We start from the raw sequence: 17,270 nt of genomic DNA, 5'->3' as shown, positions 1-17,270 counted from the left end.
CCTTTAGTATTAACCTTCCAATCCGCGATTTTTTAACATTGGGCCGATTTCCGGCTCTTTGCCGCGCCATGCCAGCCACAAATGCTGCAAATCGCTGCTGTTACCGCGCGACAGAATATGCTCGCGGAACTGCTGGCCGTTTTCTCGGCTTAATCCGCCGCGCTCGACAAAGGCCTGATAACCATCATCGGCCAGCATCTGCGTCCAGATATAGGCGTAATAGCCCGCCGCATAACCGCCGCCCCAGATATGGCGGAAATAGCTGGAGCGATAACGTGGCGGCACCGTCGCCAGTGCGATGTTTTCGGCGGCCAACGCCTGCAACTCGAAGTGACTGACATCTTGCGGATTGTCGTGCGTGGTCAGCGAATGCCACTGTAAATCCAGCAGTGCCGCCGCCAGCAATTCGGTCATGTCATAGCCTTTATTGAACTTCGAGGCGCGCACCATCTTGTCACGTAGTTCCGCTGGCATCGCCTCAGCGGTTTTATAGTGACGTGCATAGTTAGCAAACACCGCTTCGTTGCTGGCCCAATGCTCGTTGATCTGCGACGGGAACTCGACAAAATCGCGCGGCGTGGCGGTGCCGGACAAACTCGGATAGCGTTGCTTAGCGAACAAGCCGTGCAGCGCGTGACCAAACTCGTGGAACAGCGTGATCACTTCATCCCAGCTCAACAGCGCCGGTTGTCCCGCCTGCGGCTTGGTATAGTTGCACACGTTGTAGATCACCGGTTTGGTATCAAGCAGCGTGCTTTGGTCAACGAAATTACTCATCCACGCGCCGCCGCTTTTGTTATCGCGCTTGAAGAAATCGGTATAAAACAGCGCTAACGGCGTATCGTCGGCATCGAAAATTTCGTAAACATTGACGTCCGGATGGTAAACCGGCAAATCGTGGCGCTGCTGGAAGCGGATACCAAACAACTGGCTGGCCGACCAAAAAACGCCCTTTTCCAATACGTTATTCAGTTCGAAATAGGGACGAATTTGGCTCTCATCCAGCGCGTATTGCGCTTTACGTACCTGCTCAGCGTAGAAATTCCAGTCCCAGACACGCAGCGGGAAGCTGTGATGTTGCTGCTCAATCATCTGCTGAATATCAGCAGCTTCGCGTTCGGCGCGAGCACGAGCGGCAGGCACGATGTTGCGCATAAAGGCGAATGCCGCTTCCGGCGTTTTGGCCATCTGATCCTGCATGCTCCATTCCGCATAGGTTTTAAAACCCAGCAAACTCGCCTGCTCGGCACGTAACTGCGCCATGCGTAACACGATGTCACGCGTGTCGTTGTCATCGCCGCGCTCGCTACGCGTCAACGCATGTTCAAACAACGCTTCTCGTGTCGCGCGGACTTGCAGTGATTGCAGCGCCGGTTGTTGCGTGGTGTTTTGCAGCGGGATCAACCATTCACCGTGTAATCCGCGCGCTTCAGCAGCGGTTTTGGCATGGGCTAACTCTTCGTCACTCAATCCCGCTAATGCCGCCACGTTACTCACGGTATACGCACCGGCTTTGGTTGCCGCCAGCAGCTTATTACCAAACTTGGTACTGAGGCTCGCCAGTTCCTGATTGCAGGCGCGTAGTTGGGTTTTCTCCGCATCGTTTAGGCTGGCGCCGGCTAACTGGAAATGTTGCCAGGTCACTTCCACCAAACGCATTGATTCGGCATCCGGGCAATGCGTGCCACGATGTTGATAGACGCTATCGAGACGCGCAAACAGCTGGCTGTTAAGGCAGATTTCATCATTCAGCGCGGTGAGTTGCGGCGTGATCAGTTCGTCGATCGCTTGCAAACCATCGCTGGTATTCGCAGACGTCATCGCACCGAATACCAAATTCACGCGATTGAGTAACTGGCCGCTGCGTTCAAGGGCTTCATATGTATTAGCAAAAGTCGGCGCGTCTGGATTGCTGGCGATCGCCGCCACTTCGCGACGCTTCTCAGCAATGCCCGCTTCCAGCGCCGGTAAGAAATGCGCTTCCTGAATCTGGTCAAATGGCGGGGTTTGATACGGCAAGGTGCTGGCGGTGAAAAACGGATTGGCGGGTGAATTCATTATCGCTCCTGATAATCAGCAACGCCGCACACGGCGGCGGGATGTTTCTATCCTGGCAGTTTCCACGTCACTCAACAACTTATCGCCTGTTGGTAAACGCTGATGATCTCACCAGCCACCGCTACGGCGATTTCGGCCGGTAATTTACCCTTCACATCCGGCAAGCCAATCGGACAGCGCAGGCGCGCCAGCGTTTCTGCGACGATGCCCTTTCCTTCTAATCGATAGCGAAAACGCTGCGCTTTGGTCGCCGAGCCGATGACGCCGGCATAGCGAAAATCACCCCGACGCAGAATCGCCTCGCTGAGCGCCAAATCCAGCGGATGATCGTGGGTCATCACCACAAAATAGCTGTCGGGCGCGGCCTCTTTGACGCAATCAAGCGGATCGTCAACCTGGCGCACCTTGACATCCGGCGGCACGCAACGAAACTGCGCGGCGCGACTATCAATCCAGGTAATGTGGCATGGCAAGGTCGCCAGTAATTGCACTAACGCCTGGCCAACATGTCCCGCGCCATACACCTGAATCTCGGGTTGCTGCTGCATCAGCGGTTCAAACAAAATTGTCGCATGGCCGCCACAGCACTGACCTAAACGCGCGGCGAGCGCGAACTCTTCAGTGCGCGGTTCGTGACTGCGCTGTTGCAGCATCTCACGCGCCTGCGCAATGCATTGATATTCCAGATGGCCGCCGCCAATGGTGAGAAAGGTGTCGCTGGCGCTGACCACCATTTTGCTGCCGCGATCGCGAGGTACCGAACCGCGCTGACTGAGCACCGTCACTAACACGCAGCTTTGACGTTTTTCCCGCAGGCTATGCAATACGCTAATCCAGTCATGATAAATCATGGTCCGCTCCTGATAAGCGCTGAATCCCCCAGAACACCCGTTCCGGCGTCGCGGGCGCATCCAACTGCGGATGGCGGCGATAGTTATCCACGCTGGCAACCGCATCCTGAAGCGCGCACCACACCGCAATCCCCAACATAAATGGCGGCTCGCCCACCGCTTTGGAGTGAAACACCGTGTCCTGCGGGTTTTTACGGTTCTCGACCAGCGTGACGCGCAGATCGCTGGGCACATCGCTGATCGCCGGAATTTTGTAGCTGGCTGGGCCGTCAGTGAGCAATTTGCCCTTGTCGTTCCACACCAACTCTTCGCACGTCAACCAGCCCATACCTTGTACGAAACCGCCCTCGACTTGCCCGATATCAATGGCCGGATTCAGTGATGCGCCGACGTCATGCAAAATATCGGCACGCAGCAGACGATATTCGCCGGTCAGCGTATCCACCAGCACTTCACAGCACGCTGCGCCGAACGAGAAGTAATAGAACGGTTTGCCGCGTCCGGCCGCACGATCGTAGTGAATGCCCGGCACTTTGTAGAATCCGGTAGCCGAAAGCGGAACCTGATTGAGCCATGCTTGCTGCGCCACCTGCGCAAAGGTGAAATGCTGATCGCCAACCCGCACGATGCCATTGTTGAAACTTATCGCTTCGGCGCTGCATTGATGCTGCTGGCACAACATCTCCGTCATGCGATCACGCAAGATCTGCGCCGCATTTTGCGCCGCTTTGCCGTTGAGATCGGCGCCGCTGGATGCCGCCGTCGGCGAGGTGTTCGGCACTTTACCGGTGTCGGTCGCGGTCACCTGAATCTGGCTGATGTCGATTTGCAGCACTTCGGCGACAATCTGCGCCACCTTGGTGTTCAATCCCTGGCCCATTTCGGTACCGCCGTGATTGAGCTGCACCGTGCCATCGGTGTAAATCAGAATCAGCGCACCGGCCTGGTTAAGGAAACTTGAGGTGAAAGAGATACCAAACTTTACCGGCGTCAGTGCCAATCCGCGTTTCATAAAACGATTGCTGGCGTTGAACGCGCTGATTTCTGCGCGCCGTGCCGCATATTCACTGCTGATTTCTAACTGCGCGGTCATCTCATCCAGCAAGTTGTCCTCGACCTGCTGGTGGTAATGGGTGATGTTGCGATCGGTTTTGCCGTAATAGTTACGTTTACGCAGCTCTAACGGATCGAGCCCGATCTCGCGCGCGATGTGATCCATGATCTGTTCAATCGCCACCATGCCTTGCGGGCCACCGAAGCCACGATACGCGGTGTTTGAGGCGGTGTGCGTGCGGCAGCGATAGCCAGTGATCAGCGCATCGCCGAGGTAATAGGCGTTGTCAGCGTGAAACATCGCGCGATCGACAATCGATCCGCTGAGATCGAGCGAATAACCGCAGTTACCGGCCAGATCGATTTTCACGCCACAAAAGCGCCCTTCACCATCCACGCCGACATCGTAACGCACGAAAAACGGATGACGCTTGCCAGTGATTTGCATATCGTCACGCCGCGCAAGCCGCATTTTCACTGGTTTGCGCAACTGGCGTGCAGCAATCGCACATAAACAGGCGACGCCCGCCGCCTGGGTTTCTTTGCCACCAAAACCGCCGCCCATGCGACGCATATCAATGGTGACTTTGTTCATGCTGATGCCCATCACTTCCGCCACCAGCTTCTGCACTTCAGTGGGGTTTTGCGTGGAGGAAAACACCTGCAAGCTATTGTCTTCGCCGGGAATCACCAGCGCGGTTTGCGTTTCCAGGTAGAAATGTTCCTGGCCGCCAATATGAAACTCGCCTCGAATACGTCGTGGTGCGCGTGCCAGCGCCGCTTCAGCATCACCGCGTTGATGAATGTGCGGCTGCTGCACGAAAAAGCGCAGTTCTAACGCTTCGCGCACGTCGAGCACCGCAGGCAATGGTTGATACTCGATGATCGCCGCCGCTGCACCCGCTCTTGCCGCTTCGGGTGATTCAGCAGCGACCGCAATCACAATTTGGCCAAAATATTCGATGGTGTCCTGCGCCAGCAGCGGATCGCCGGGTTCTAGCGGCCCAACATCGTTGACGCCAGGCACATCGCGCCAGGTCAACACACTGATAACGCCAGGCACCGCGTAGCACGGCTGCACATCCAATTTGGTGATACGCGCATGCGCATGTTCGCTGAGGCGTGGGCAGAGATGCAGCAAGCCCGGCAGATCCGGTTTATCGTCGATATAGATGGCTTCGCCGGAAACATGCTTATCGGCACTTTCATGCTTGTTGCTGCGACCGACGCCAGTTTGCATGGCGCTTGCAAACTGAGTTTTCAGTAAAGTTTCGTTGAGTTCCGGCCGGTTATGAGACATAGCGCGACACCTCCGCAATGGTCAGTTCGCCACAAGCCTGCGCGTAATAGCGACGCAGCAGATTGCGCGCCACCTGTAAGCGGTAATCCGCACTGGCACGAAAATCACTCAGTGGCTGGAAGTCTCTGCCCAATGCGGCACAGGCTTTTTCGATGCTGGTTAAATTCAGTGGCTGACCAAGCAATTCAGCTTCTGCCGCCAGTGCGCGTTTCGGTGTCGCCGCCATGCCGCCAAACGCCAACCGTGCTTCAACCACTAATCCACTCTCTATTTGCAGATTGATGGCGGCAAACACCGCTGAAATATCGTCGTCGAGGCGTTTTGCCACTTTCCATGCCGCAAAGTTAGGTGACAATGTCACTTTAGGAATGATGATGGTGCGGATAAATTCGCCAGCTTGTAATACCGTTTGACGATACGCGGTAAAAAATTGATCCAGCGGCACTTCTCGCAAGTTGTCGCCCTGCTGCAACACCAGTCGCGCATTTAGCGACAGTAACATCGGTGCGCCGTCGCCAATGGGCGACGCATTGCCAATGTTGCCGCCCAGCGTGCCTTGGTTACGAATTTGCAGTGAAGCAAAACGTTCCAACATGTCGCTAAAAGCCGGAATGTGTGGCGCGAGAAATTGATAACAGTGATGCAACGACGCCGCCGCGCCAAGGTGAAAACTCTCTGCATCTTCGGAGCAGTGCTTCAATTCATCAATCTGTTCCAGCGCGATTAATAACGGCAGACGTTTATATTGCTGGGTGATTTGCAGCGTCAAATCGGTGCCACCGGCCACCAAGCGAGCCTCGGGATGTTGCTGATACAGCGCAGCCAGTTGCGCTACGGTTTTCGGTAGATAACAGCGACTGCCATTGGCTTCAATGCTCTGCACCTCATCGCTGCTTAACGCTTGTAAACGCTGTACCAGCGCAGCGGCATTGTCGCTGAATTCATCATTCGTGGAAGACGCGCAGGCTTGCTGCGCCGCGTCCATAATCGGACGATAGCCCGTGCAACGACACAAATTACCCGCCAGTGCCTGCTCGGCCTGATGGCGATCCCAGCTCTGGCTATTTTTTTGCAGCGTAAACAGCGACATTACAAAACCCGGCGTGCAGTAGCCGCATTGTGAACCGTGGCAATCCACCATTGCTTGTTGCACGCTGTGTAATTCGCCGTCCTGTTTGAGATCTTCCACGGTAATCAGTTGCTTACCTTGCAAACTACTCACCAGCGTCAAGCAACTGTTCACTGCTTGATAATGCATCTTTCCCTCAACCACTTTGCCCAACGTAACGGTACAAGCGCCACAATCACCCGAGGCGCAACCCTCTTTGGTACCGCGCCGTTGCTGTTGGCCGCGCAGATAATTGAGCACCGTGAGATTGGGATCCAGCTCATGTTCGGTGATTAAACGATTGTTGAGTAAAAACTGAATCATGCGATTTGCTCCTCAGTTTCACGTTGCCAAACCGGTTTGCCGCTCACCCAGGTTTGCGCGATGTTACGATCATCACCCAAGGTCATCATCACAAACAGGCGTTCCCAAATATCTTTGCTGTTGGCGTTACGCAGTTTTTGCAACGGCGACACCGCCGGATCGAGCACCACAAAATCGGCTTCTTTACCGGGATTGAAGTTGCCAATCACATCATCGAGATCCAAGGCGTGCGCGCCGCCCAACGTGGCGTGATAGAACGCTTCGCAGGCGCTGAGTTTGTATTGTTGCAGCTGGCCCACTTTGTAGGCTTCACCCAAGGTTTGCAGCAAATTGAAGGTGGTTCCTGCACCGACATCAGTGCCAATCCCCATGCGCACGCCTTGCTGCCAGCAACGTTTGATATTGAACAAACCGCTACCGAGGAACAGATTTGAAGTCGGGCAGAAGGCAATCGACGAATCGGTGTCGTGCAGACATTGCCATTCGTTATCGTCCAAATGTAAACAGTGGGCAAAGACGCTGCGTTTTCCCGTCAGTTGATGATGATGATAGACGTCGAGATAGCCTGCGCGCTCTGGGAATAACGATTTAACCCAGGCAATTTCTTGCTGGTTTTCACTCAGGTGCGTATGCATCCAAACATCAGGAAACTCTTCACGCAGTTGACGGACTTTATCCAGCAGCTCAGGTGATGACGTTGGAGCAAAACGGGGCGTTAACGCATAACTCAGACGACCACGTTGATGCCAGCGTTCAATCAATTCCCGCGTGTGCTGATAACTCTGTTCCGGCGTTTCGGTCAAATATTCCGGCGCGTTGCGATCCATCATCACTTTGCCGGCAATCAAACGCATATCTAACTGCTCCGCCGCACTGAACAGCGCATCGACTGATTGTTTATGCACGGTGCCAAACACCAGCGCCGTGGTGGTGCCGTTGGAAAGCAACTGATGCAGGAAAAAGGCCGACATCTGCGCCGCGTGATCGGGGCAATGATATTGGCTCTCCACCGGGAAAGTGTATTGATTGAGCCACTCAAGCAGCTGCTCGCCAAAAGCGCCAATCATTTCAGTTTGCGGGTAATGAATATGGGTGTCGATAAAACCCGGCACGATCAGTTTGCCACGCAGATCGATGACGTTGGCAGCATCGACGCGCCCTTCTGCGATTTGCCAGCTTTCAAGGCTGACTACTTTGCCATCACGCAGCGTTAATAAGCCATCTTCGAGATAGCGCGCATTGGCGGCGATGTCGTCGGGCTGCGCGGCCAGAGCGGTAAAATCAAAGAAGCTGGCGCGCAGCAGCGTTTCGGGTGCGTAAGGCATAAAGGTTCCTTTGATCTTTCTTATGTGCGGGTGATTGCCTTAAACATAGTTTGCAAAGCGCATGCCAATCCAAATATTAAATTATTACTCTAATTATCAATTATATAGGTGATTTTCACGATTTTTCCCTACTAACAAGCAAGGCAACCGTGTGCGCAAACGGTTGCCATTTTTCGCAATCGGTTGCGATTTAACATTTCATGATTTGCTACCAAGTTTTCACGAAACATAGGCGAGTTAACTGCGCATTTATGGTGCGCTTGTGCACTTTCAAAGTGCAGGAAAAATTCTGCAACACGCTGCTATAGCTTTTCATGAGCAAGGGTACAAGGTTAATGCTAAGGTGTGGCAGATAACCTGAAATCGTTTAAGGAACAGTGAGATGATTATTTTTGTTACTGGTGCAACTGCCGGTTTTGGTCAAAGTATCACCCGCCGCTTCATTGCTACAGGTCATAAAGTGATCGCCAGCGGACGTCGCGCTGAGCGCCTCAAAGAGTTGAAAGATGAGTTGGGCGACAATCTGTATACCGTGCAGCTGGACGTGCGCAATCGCGCTGCCATTGATGAAGTGATTGCTTCCCTGCCCGCTGAATGGCGCGATATCGATGTGCTGGTGAACAATGCTGGCCTGGCGTTGGGTGTGGAACCGGCGCATAAGGCCAATATCGAAGATTGGGAAAATATGATCGACACCAACAACAAAGGTTTGGTGTACATGACGCGTGCGGTGCTACCGGCAATGGTGGAGCGCAACGTCGGTCATATTGTGAATATCGGATCGATTGCCGGTAGTTGGCCGTATTTGGGTGGCAACGTGTATGGCGCGACCAAAGCGTTTGTGCGCCAGTTCAGCCTCAACCTGCGTACCGACCTGCACGGCACTGCGTTGCGCGTCACCGATATTGAGCCAGGTTTGGTTGGCGGCACCGAGTTTTCCAACGTACGCTTTAAAGGCGATGACAATAAAGCTGAGCAAGTTTACGAAGGAACGACGGCGTTGACCGCTGAGGATGTGACGGAAGCAGTATATTGGGTGACCACGCTGCCGAAGCACGTCAACATCAATACCTTAGAAATCATGCCAGTCACGCAAACCACTGCCGGTTTGAAGGTGCATAAGGGTTAATTTGATTTGTGGGTGCGCATTAGTGCGCACCCAACGTTTTGCCGCATTAAATCAAGCTCGGCCCCAGCCTGAAACGATAATCAGCATTCCACTTAACGCCACCAATCCGCCGACCCAATCCCAGCTACTCAACTTTACGCCATCCACCACACGCAACCAGATCAAAGCCGTTAACACATACACGCCACCGTACGCGGCATAAACCCGTCCGCTTGCCGCTGGGTGTAAAGTTAACAGCCAAACAAACAGTGCCAAACTGGCTGCCGCCGGAACTAATAGCCATGCGGTCATGCCCTTCTTCAACCATAACCACGGCAAGAAACAGCCAACAATTTCCGCTATCGCAGTGATAAAAAACAGCAAGGCGGTCTTTAACAGCATACAAACTCTCTCTGTTACTTAAACAAATGGCTCAACGCTGGTGAGCAAAGAAGCAGCGATGATATACTAGCGCGCAGTGTTGTTACAGCCGCGATCCCGGCTGTAATGGTGTTAACTAAAGGAAATCACGATGAAAAACCTGTTTTCTACTTTGCTGGCTGCGGTGCTGACCTCCAGCGTATTACTGGCTGCGCCAATCGCTTTTGCCAAAACTGATCGCCTGATCATCGAAGACGGCAGCAGCGCCTCGAGCAATGAAGCCGCGCGTCAAAGCAAAGAGCAGTGGAACGACACGAAAAATCTGCGCAACAAGGTGAATACTCGCGTGGAGAAAGAGTTCGATAAAACCGATAAAGCCTTTGATACCCGCGATTCCTGCGAAAAGAGCTACAACGTCAACGCCTATTGGGAACCGAATACCCTGCGTTGCCTTGATCGCCGTACCGGACGCCCGGTTGCACCGTAATGCATTAACACTGCTATAGTTTTTAAAGGAATTCTGACCAAAGGAGTGAATGATGAAAAAACGTAATGCAGTACTGCTGATGGCGATGCTAGCACTGCCGGTGCTGGCGCATGCGTCTTGCGAAAGCGTGAAAGCGGACATCAGCAAAAAAATCATCAACAATGGCGTCGCGGAAGGCGATTTCACCCTGGATATCGTGCCTAACGATCAGGCCGATCAAGCCGGTGGCCAGGTGGTTGGTCATTGTGAGAACGACACACAGAAGATCGTTTACAAGAAGAATGGTCGCGATGCGGATAGCAACGTGCCAGACAGCGCCGGCAGTTCGCAAGACGCGCCAGCACAATAAAGAGTCCCTTCGGGCGGCGAGCTAGCCGCCCTGCTTTTACTCCGCTTCCGGCCGCTGACGCGGCATCAGCCAGGCAACCCACAGCGTAAACATCGCGATCAGCAACGACACCACAAATACCCAATGCAACGACGTGGCAATCTGCCCGGTCCAGTGCTGCAAAGTGGCTTCCGGCAGCGCCTGACGGCTTTGATGCGACATGATTTGCTGCATCGGATCGTCTGCTTGTGGCAAACGCAGAGACAGGTTGAGATTGAGTACCGCACCGAGTAGTGCCGTTCCTAATGCTGAACCCAGCATGCGGCTAAACATGATCGATGCGGTACAGATGCCGCGAATATCGTAATGCGCGTGATTTTGCACCGACACCAAAAAAGTGGTGCTGGTCATGCCCATGCCGGTACCAATCACAAAGGCAGTAAAACCGGCCTGCATAATCGAACTGTCGCTGCGCAATAGCAGCAGCAACGCGCTACCGGTGATGAGCAACAGCGCGCCCAACTGCGCGGTAAATCGATATGAAGTGATCAGCATTAATCGCCCACTGAGGGTGCTCGCCAGCGGCCAGCCAATCGACATCATCGCCAATGCGCTGCCCGCTTGCAGCGGCGTACCGCCGGTAATGCCTTGAATCCAAGTCGGCAAAAATGCGCTGATTCCCATCATGCTGGCACCAATGATCAGATTGCCGATATTGCCCGCCACAATTAAACGGCTGCGCCAAATTTCCAAAGGAAATAACGGTGCCGTCGCGCGTTGTTCATGATGCTTTAATCGCCAGGCTGCAAACACCGCCAACAACAAGAATGGCACTAACCACAAGCCGAGCACTTCCGCTTGCAGCAAGGCGATAAGTAACGCTGCGACACTGATCATTAGCCAGCAACTGCCGGTGAGATTAAGTGAGTTTTGTTGGTGATGTTCACGCGCCGGCAGAAAACGCGCTAGCAACAGCATGGCAATAACGCCGAGCGGCACGTTGACCCAGAAAATCACTGACCAGTTAAAGTGCTGCACCAGCCAGGCGCCGCTCAGCGGTCCAATGATGGCCGCGATGCCCCACACGCTGGACAACCAACCTTGTACATGCGCACGTTCACGCGGGGAATAGACGTCAGCGACAATCGTCGATGTGAGCGGCATAATCGCGCCCGCGCCTAATCCCTGAAAAGCGCGAAAAACAATCAACCACAGCATGCTGTGGGCAAAACCACACAAAATCGAACCCAGCAGGAACAATGAGACGCCAATAAATAGCAGTCGTTTGCGACCCCACATATCGGCTAGACGGCCATACAGCGGCACGCTCACGGCTTGCGTCAGCAAATAGATGGAAAATACCCATCCAAACTGCGAAAAACCGCCTAAATCGGCAATGATGGTGGGCATCGCCGTCGCCACAATGGTGACTTCAATTGCCGCCATAAACATCGCTAGCATGCAGCCGATGAGAATCCAATGGCGATGTTCCGTGTTCAATTCAGCCGTTTCAGTCATACGTCTCCCTAATTTTCTAACAAGGCTAGCTGAAAATTGTTCACCACAGTTTCCTCTGCGTGCGCCTGTTTGTGACGGCGTCACCTATTTCGATGAAATTTTTTTATTGTCGGATGATGCCTTATTCCACGCGGCCTGAACACGTATTTCTGTAACTACTATCTACCTGATTTTGCCGCAAAAACTGGCGCTTATCCGTAAGCATTGCTATAGCTTTAATCGGTGCTTTCCAGTTATTCACTGTAAAAGCATCGGTAAAGAGTCATTTTAACTGCAATTTGACAGGGTGAAGGATTTTCGTAGTTGTGAGGTTTGCTGCTACGCCGCCATTCTGGGAATGACGTCACTATATCAAACGATTTTTCAAATCAGGGAGACACTTGCTATGCAAAATGCATCGCTTACCCGCCGCGCGGGGTTAGCACTGCTCGCGATTGTTGCGGTGATAGCTCTGCTGGTGTGGGGATTAGGGGTGAACACGCTGCGCGAGCGCCGGGAGGATTTGATTTATCTTGGTCAGCAGCATCTGTTTTTAGTGTTTTGGTCGATGTTCTTCGCCCTGCTGGTCGGTATTCCCAGCGGGATTTTACTCAGCCGTCCTTTCGCCCGTCGCTGGGCAGAATATGTGATGCAAATCTTCAATGTCGGCAACACGCTGCCGCCGCTCGCGGTTTTGGCGTTAGCGATGGTGATTGTCGGCATCGGCGATCGTCCGGCATTGATTGCCCTGTTCCTCGCCTCGCTGCTACCCATTGTGCGTAATACCTTTGCCGGTTTAAGCGCGGTACCGCCGTCGCTGATCGAAGCCGCCAACGGTATCGGCATGACCAAGTTTCAGCGTTTGCGCCAGGTGGAGATTCCGAATGCGTTACCGGTGATTTTGGCCGGAGTGCGTATCGCCACCGCCATCAATGTGGGGACCGCACCGCTGGCGTTTTTAATCGGCGCCAGCAGCTTTGGTGAGCTGATTTTCCCCGGCATTTACCTCAACGACTTCCCGACATTGATTCTTGGCGCAGTAGCAACCGCGTTGGTTGCGCTGATCCTCGACATGCTGCTTGCGGCATTGGGACGTTATCTCAGCCCGCACTCTGCGGCTTAACACAAGGAGTTTTGTGATGGCTACTGCCAATAAGCTGGCGCGCTGGGTAAAACGTACGGCGCTGGCCCTGACGGCGACACTGGCAATCAGCCAAAGTGCCGCTGCTGCCACCCCAATCACCATGGCGACTAAGAGCTTTACCGAGCAGCATATTCTGTCGGCGATGACGGTTTTGTGGTTGCAGAAGAAAGGTTTTCAGGTGATCCCGAAGACCAACATCGCGACCACCATTGGTCGTAATGCGATGATCAATAAACAAATTGATATGACGTGGGAATATACCGGCACCTCATTGATCATCTTTAATCACATCAATAAACCGATGTCGACGGAAGATGCCTATAAAACGGTGAAACAACTGGATGCCAAGTTGGATCTGGTGTGGCTCAATCCGGCTCCGATGAACAATACCTATGCGTTTGCTATGCAGCGCGATCGTGCCAACAAAGAAGGCATCAACACCATGTCGCAATTGGTGGCGAAGCTGGAGCAAGTGCGGAAAGACGATCCCGACCACAACTGGAAACTCGGTTTAGATTTGGAGTTTTCTGGCCGTTCGGATGGTCTGAAGCCGTTGCAGAAAGCTTACGACATGCCCCTCGACCGCCCGCAGATTCGCCAGATGGATCCCGGCTTGGTGTATAACGCGATTCGTGATGGCTTTGTCGATGCGGGCCTAATCTACACCACCGATGGTCGCGTTAAAGGTTTTGATCTCAAGGTGTTAGAAGATGATAAGCACTTCTTCCCAAGTTACAACGTCACGCCTGTGGTGCGCAAAGATGTGCTGGAGAGCCACCCAGGATTGGATGCGGCGCTCAATCAGCTGTCGGCGTTAATCAATGACGAAGCGATCACCGAGATGAATAAGCGCGTCGATATTGATCATCAGTCACCTCAACAGGTGGCGCGTGATTTCCTTAAATCTAAAAACATGCTGTAAGGAGGCGCTGTGGATACCTTGCATTACATCATGAATAACTGGCACACCTTGATGACGCTGACCTGGCAACATACCTGGTTGGTGTTGGTCGCGGTAGGTTTCGCCATCATCGTCGGCGTGCCGTTGGGCATTTTAATTGTGCGCTTCAAATGGTTAGCCACTCCGGTATTAGGTGTCGCCACTATTGTGTTAACCATTCCAACCATCGCCTTGTTTGGTCTGATGATTCCGCTGTTTTCGATGATTGGACAGGGAATTGGTGCCCTGCCCGCCATTACTGCGGTGTTCCTCTACTCGTTGCTGCCGATTGTGCGTAATACCCACACCGCACTGGAGAATCTGTCGCCGGGATTGCGCGAAGCTGGACGTGGGATTGGCATGACCTTCTGGCAACGTCTGCGTTGGGTAGAGATTCCAATGGCGCTGCCTGTGATCTTTGGAGGCATTCGCACCGCGGTGGTGATGAACGTGGGCGTAATGGCGATTGCCGCAGTGATTGGTGCGGGCGGTTTAGGCCTTCAGCTGCTCGACGGCATCAGCGGCAGTGATGTGCGCATGTTGATTGCTGGTGCATTAATGATTTGTTTACTTGCGATTGTGCTTGATTGGCTGCTGCACCGTTTGCAGTCGGCGCTGACTCCTAAGGGGATTCGATAATGATAAAGCTAGAAAACCTGACGAAAACCTTTACCCAGAAAAATGGCACTTCTTTAAATGCCGTTGATAACGTCAGCCTGGAAGTGCCTGCGGGTGAGATGTGTGTGCTGCTGGGCCCTTCAGGCTGCGGCAAGACCACCACGCTAAAAATGATCAACCGCCTCATCCCCGCTTCTAGCGGCCGGATTTTGATTAACGGTGAAGATACCAGCGGGCAAGATACCGTGACCTTGCGCCGCAATATTGGTTACGTTATCCAGCAGATTGGTCTGTTTCCCAACATGACCATTGAAGAGAATATTACCGTGGTGCCACGCATGTTGGGCTGGGATAAGAAGCGTTGTCGCGAACGTGCCACTGAATTGATGAGCATGGTGGCGCTTGACCCCACCAAATTCCTGCATCGCTATCCGCGTGAAATGTCGGGCGGTCAGCAGCAACGTATTGGCGTGATTCGCGCGCTGGCCGCGGATCCTCCGGTACTGCTGATGGATGAACCGTTCGGTGCGGTCGATCCAATCAACCGTGAAGTAATTCAAAACGAGTTTTTGGAGATGCAGCGCCAGTTAAAGAAAACGGTGATGCTGGTCAGCCACGATATCGATGAAGCGCTGAAGTTAGGCGATCGTATTGCGGTATTTGGCCAAGGCAAAATTGTGCAGTGCGCTAGCCCGGATGAACTGTTGGCGAAACCGGCCAACGATTTTGTCGGCTCGTTTGTGGGTCAAGACCGTACGTTGAAACGTTTGTTGCTGGTACAAGCCGGCGACGTTACCGATCAACAGCCAACCATTACCGTGCAGCGAAATACGCCGTTGCAGGAGGCTTTTGGCACCATGGACGACAACGATATGCGGTCGGTAACGGTGGTTGATGAAGATGGCAAACCGCTGGGATTTGTTAAACGCCGTGAAGCGCGAGGTGCCACCGGACGTTGCGAAGAGATGCTGCATACTTTCAAGGTGACGGGCAAAGCGGAAGAGAACTTGCGCGTGGTGCTGTCGAAATTATATGAGCACAACACAGTATGGATGCCGATTGTTGATGAAGATGGACGCTACAGCGGTGAGATATCGCAGGATTACATCGCGGATTATCTCAGTTCTGGACGCACACGCCGTCGCTTGAATCCATAACTGCGCAAGGCTTAATACGCAGGAAGAGGCGGCAGAGGAGCAAAGTGTCCCGCGCCAGGGAAGGCGCGGGCCAAGCCCCAGGGATGGTTTATGGCGTCTTTGCGATCTGACGCCTTTTCCGGCGTCTGCACCCTGCCGGTTTAATGTGTTTCCTCCGCCGTTTTCACCGCAACAGCTTCACCTCGCTCCGAAGGCAAGACCACATTTAATACCATTGCCAATATCCCACCGGTAGTAACCGCATGACCAAACAAATTGCTCACCAACTGCGGAAATTGCTTTAACACCTCTGGCACCGCCTCAACGCCTAATCCAACTCCGAACGATACCGCCACAATCAGCATCTCACGCCGACCAAGTGGTGTTTGTGTCATCACACGAATACCGGCAGCCACCACGCTACCAAACATCACAATCGTCGCCCCGCCTAACACCGGTGGCGGAATTTGCTGTAATAAATAGCCAATCGCCGGGAACATGCCGAGCAGCAGCAACATCACGCCAATCACCATGCCTACGTAACGGCTGGCAACGCCGGTCATTTGAATCACGCCATTATTTTGCGCGAAAGTGGTATTCGGAAAGGCCGAAAACGCGGCTGCAAGCAGGCAACTGATGCCATCGGCGAAAATACCGCCCTGCATGCGACGCTCAAAAGTGTCACCTTCGATGGGTTGTTGAGAGATCAAGCAATTGGCGGTTAGATCGCCCACCGCTTCGATTACTGCGATGACTGAAACCAAGGCAATGGGTACGAAGATGGTCCAATCAAAAGCAAAACCAAAACGGAAAATCGACGGCATGACAAGCCAAGGTGTATCCGTCATCGGTTTCAAGGTGATATGGCCGGTCAATGCGGCGGCAACGCAACCTGCCGCGATACCGGCAACCACAGCGACCAGACGCGTCCAACGATTCTGCGAGCGATTAAGTACGATGATCACCAGCAGCGTTAACGCACCCAGCGCCAAATTACCCGGTGCACCAAAATTGGTGGCGTTATGTCCGCCCGCCCAATCGGTGATGCTGACTTTGATCAGGCTGATGCCGATTAAGGTAATAACCGTTCCAGTGACCACTGGCGTCAACACTTTGCGCAGCGGCGCGATGCAGCGGCTGATGAGGATAGGAATAAATGCAGCGATAAGGTTGCAGCCGAAGATCATTGCCATGATCTCTTCAGGCGAACCACCGCGCGCTTTAATCATCAAACCACATGACAGGATCACCCCAAGAAAGGCGAAGCTGGTACCTTGCAAGCAAATCATACCCGCACCAATGCCCATAAAGCGGCGCGACTGCAAGAAAGTGCCAAGGCCGGAAACAATCAACGACATGCTGATCAGATATGGAATCCATGCTTGTAATCCCAGCACGGAACCGATGATCAGTGGCGGAGTAATAATGCCAACCACGCTTGCCAGCACATGTTGCAGTGCGGCGCAAAATGCGGGAACTGGACCGATGCGGTCATTCAACCCATACAACAAACCTTTCTCATTTGATTGCGACATAGCGGTGCTCCGGCAAAATATTCATCAGTAACGCTGATGCATGAATCACGCCATCGCAAAAAGATTTGGGATTATTT

The 17,270-nt window shown here is 53.4% G+C and carries 15 protein-coding genes; 7 read left to right on the top strand and 8 right to left on the bottom strand.

Going from position 1 to position 17,270, the window contains the following annotated elements; genetic code table 11:
* Positions 1 to 9 precede the first annotated feature (9 nt).
* From dcp to guaD, 5 genes are all read right to left on the bottom strand, one after another.
* The gene (gene dcp / locus ABDW13_RS08105; protein WP_343551995.1) at positions 10 to 2,058 is read right to left on the bottom strand and encodes a peptidyl-dipeptidase Dcp; all 2,049 of its coding nucleotides are present in this window, start codon (positions 2,056 to 2,058) and stop codon (positions 10 to 12) included.
* A gap of 71 nt (positions 2,059 to 2,129) precedes the next feature.
* On the bottom strand, positions 2,130 to 2,909 hold the full coding sequence (gene xdhC / locus ABDW13_RS08100) for a xanthine dehydrogenase accessory protein XdhC (protein WP_343551994.1): 780 nt from the start codon (positions 2,907 to 2,909) through the stop codon (positions 2,130 to 2,132).
* Positions 2,896 to 5,262: a xanthine dehydrogenase molybdopterin binding subunit gene (gene xdhB, locus ABDW13_RS08095; RefSeq protein WP_343551993.1), complete on the bottom strand. Its 2,367-nt coding sequence runs from the start codon at positions 5,260 to 5,262 to the stop codon at positions 2,896 to 2,898. The genes xdhC and xdhB overlap by 14 nt, the downstream gene beginning before the upstream one ends.
* Complete coding sequence (xdhA, locus tag ABDW13_RS08090; protein ID WP_343551991.1) at positions 5,252 to 6,694, bottom strand: xanthine dehydrogenase small subunit; 1,443 nt, start codon at positions 6,692 to 6,694, stop codon at positions 5,252 to 5,254. Before xdhA ends, xdhB begins: the two co-directional genes overlap by 11 nt.
* Positions 6,691 to 8,019 (bottom strand): guanine deaminase, encoded by a 1,329-nt coding sequence (gene guaD, locus ABDW13_RS08085; protein ID WP_343551990.1) that lies wholly within the window; start codon positions 8,017 to 8,019, stop codon positions 6,691 to 6,693. Before guaD ends, xdhA begins: the two co-directional genes overlap by 4 nt.
* A 382-nt stretch (positions 8,020 to 8,401) precedes the next feature.
* Between guaD and ydfG the strand changes: the two genes are divergently transcribed.
* Positions 8,402 to 9,148, top strand: a complete 747-nt coding sequence (ydfG, locus tag ABDW13_RS08080; RefSeq protein WP_343551989.1) for a bifunctional NADP-dependent 3-hydroxy acid dehydrogenase/3-hydroxypropionate dehydrogenase YdfG — start codon at positions 8,402 to 8,404, stop codon at positions 9,146 to 9,148.
* Between the two features lie 51 nt (positions 9,149 to 9,199).
* Here the strand turns inward: ydfG and ABDW13_RS08075 are convergent, their stop codons facing one another.
* Entirely contained in the window at positions 9,200 to 9,529 is a 330-nt protein-coding gene (locus ABDW13_RS08075) for a YnfA family protein (RefSeq protein ID WP_343551988.1), read from the bottom strand.
* Between the two features lie 130 nt (positions 9,530 to 9,659).
* On the opposite strand from ABDW13_RS08075, the gene ABDW13_RS08070 reads away from it, so the two are divergent.
* Together ABDW13_RS08070 and ABDW13_RS08065 are read left to right on the top strand one after the other, a co-directional pair.
* On the top strand, positions 9,660 to 9,995 hold the full coding sequence (locus ABDW13_RS08070; protein ID WP_343551987.1) for a DUF1283 family protein: 336 nt from the start codon (positions 9,660 to 9,662) through the stop codon (positions 9,993 to 9,995).
* Positions 9,996 to 10,047: 52 nt separating this feature from the next.
* Positions 10,048 to 10,344, top strand: a complete 297-nt coding sequence (locus ABDW13_RS08065; protein WP_343551986.1) for a DUF1161 domain-containing protein — start codon at positions 10,048 to 10,050, stop codon at positions 10,342 to 10,344.
* Positions 10,345 to 10,380: 36 nt separating this feature from the next.
* On the opposite strand, the gene ABDW13_RS08060 is transcribed toward ABDW13_RS08065, so the two are convergent.
* On the bottom strand, positions 10,381 to 11,841 hold the full coding sequence (locus tag ABDW13_RS08060) for an MDR family MFS transporter (protein ID WP_343551985.1): 1,461 nt from the start codon (positions 11,839 to 11,841) through the stop codon (positions 10,381 to 10,383).
* 385 nt (positions 11,842 to 12,226) lie between these two features.
* Between ABDW13_RS08060 and ABDW13_RS08055 the strand changes: the two genes are divergently transcribed.
* The 4 genes from ABDW13_RS08055 (at position 12,227) to osmV (ending at position 15,679) form a co-directional block, all read left to right on the top strand.
* Entirely contained in the window at positions 12,227 to 12,943 is a 717-nt protein-coding gene (locus ABDW13_RS08055; protein WP_343551984.1) for an ABC transporter permease, read from the top strand.
* A 61-nt stretch (positions 12,944 to 13,004) separates the two neighbouring features.
* Positions 13,005 to 13,886: a glycine betaine ABC transporter substrate-binding protein gene (locus ABDW13_RS08050; RefSeq protein ID WP_343552051.1), complete on the top strand. Its 882-nt coding sequence runs from the start codon at positions 13,005 to 13,007 to the stop codon at positions 13,884 to 13,886.
* A 9-nt stretch (positions 13,887 to 13,895) separates the two neighbouring features.
* Entirely contained in the window at positions 13,896 to 14,543 is a 648-nt protein-coding gene (gene osmW / locus ABDW13_RS08045; protein ID WP_343551983.1) for an osmoprotectant ABC transporter permease OsmW, read from the top strand.
* The gene (osmV, locus tag ABDW13_RS08040) at positions 14,543 to 15,679 is read left to right on the top strand and encodes an osmoprotectant ABC transporter ATP-binding protein OsmV (RefSeq protein WP_343551982.1); all 1,137 of its coding nucleotides are present in this window, start codon (positions 14,543 to 14,545) and stop codon (positions 15,677 to 15,679) included. The genes osmW and osmV overlap by 1 nt, the downstream gene beginning before the upstream one ends.
* Positions 15,680 to 15,819: 140 nt before the next feature.
* On the opposite strand, the gene ABDW13_RS08035 is transcribed toward osmV, so the two are convergent.
* Complete coding sequence (locus ABDW13_RS08035; protein ID WP_343551981.1) at positions 15,820 to 17,193, bottom strand: nucleobase:cation symporter-2 family protein; 1,374 nt, start codon at positions 17,191 to 17,193, stop codon at positions 15,820 to 15,822.
* Between the last annotated feature and the right edge of the window lie 77 nt (positions 17,194 to 17,270).

This window comes from Pantoea sp., from assembly GCF_039594315.1.
Classification (GTDB): Bacteria; Pseudomonadota; Gammaproteobacteria; order Enterobacterales; family Enterobacteriaceae; genus Pantoea.
Note: the sequence above shows the minus strand (reverse complement) of the source record. Positions and strands in the feature narration are given on the sequence as shown.

Bases quoted from the DNA above. Each gene is read 5' to 3' on its own strand.
- ABDW13_RS08070 (WP_343551987.1), top strand. From the start codon at position 9,660: ATGAAAAACCTGTTTTCTACTTTGCTGGCTGCGGTGCTGACCTCCAGC.
- ydfG (WP_343551989.1), top strand. From the start codon at position 8,402: ATGATTATTTTTGTTACTGGTGCAACTGCCGGTTTTGGTCAAAGTATC.
- guaD (WP_343551990.1), bottom strand. From the start codon at position 8,019: ATGCCTTACGCACCCGAAACGCTGCTGCGCGCCAGCTTCTTTGATTTT.
- dcp (WP_343551995.1), bottom strand. From the start codon at position 2,058: ATGAATTCACCCGCCAATCCGTTTTTCACCGCCAGCACCTTGCCGTAT.
- ABDW13_RS08065 (WP_343551986.1), top strand. From the start codon at position 10,048: ATGAAAAAACGTAATGCAGTACTGCTGATGGCGATGCTAGCACTGCCG.
- ABDW13_RS08055 (WP_343551984.1), top strand. From the start codon at position 12,227: ATGCAAAATGCATCGCTTACCCGCCGCGCGGGGTTAGCACTGCTCGCG.
- ABDW13_RS08035 (WP_343551981.1), bottom strand. From the start codon at position 17,193: ATGTCGCAATCAAATGAGAAAGGTTTGTTGTATGGGTTGAATGACCGC.
- ABDW13_RS08060 (WP_343551985.1), bottom strand. From the start codon at position 11,841: ATGACTGAAACGGCTGAATTGAACACGGAACATCGCCATTGGATTCTC.
- xdhB (WP_343551993.1), bottom strand. From the start codon at position 5,262: ATGTCTCATAACCGGCCGGAACTCAACGAAACTTTACTGAAAACTCAG.
- ABDW13_RS08075 (WP_343551988.1), bottom strand. From the start codon at position 9,529: ATGCTGTTAAAGACCGCCTTGCTGTTTTTTATCACTGCGATAGCGGAA.
- osmV (WP_343551982.1), top strand. From the start codon at position 14,543: ATGATAAAGCTAGAAAACCTGACGAAAACCTTTACCCAGAAAAATGGC.
- xdhA (WP_343551991.1), bottom strand. From the start codon at position 6,694: ATGATTCAGTTTTTACTCAACAATCGTTTAATCACCGAACATGAGCTG.
- xdhC (WP_343551994.1), bottom strand. From the start codon at position 2,909: ATGATTTATCATGACTGGATTAGCGTATTGCATAGCCTGCGGGAAAAA.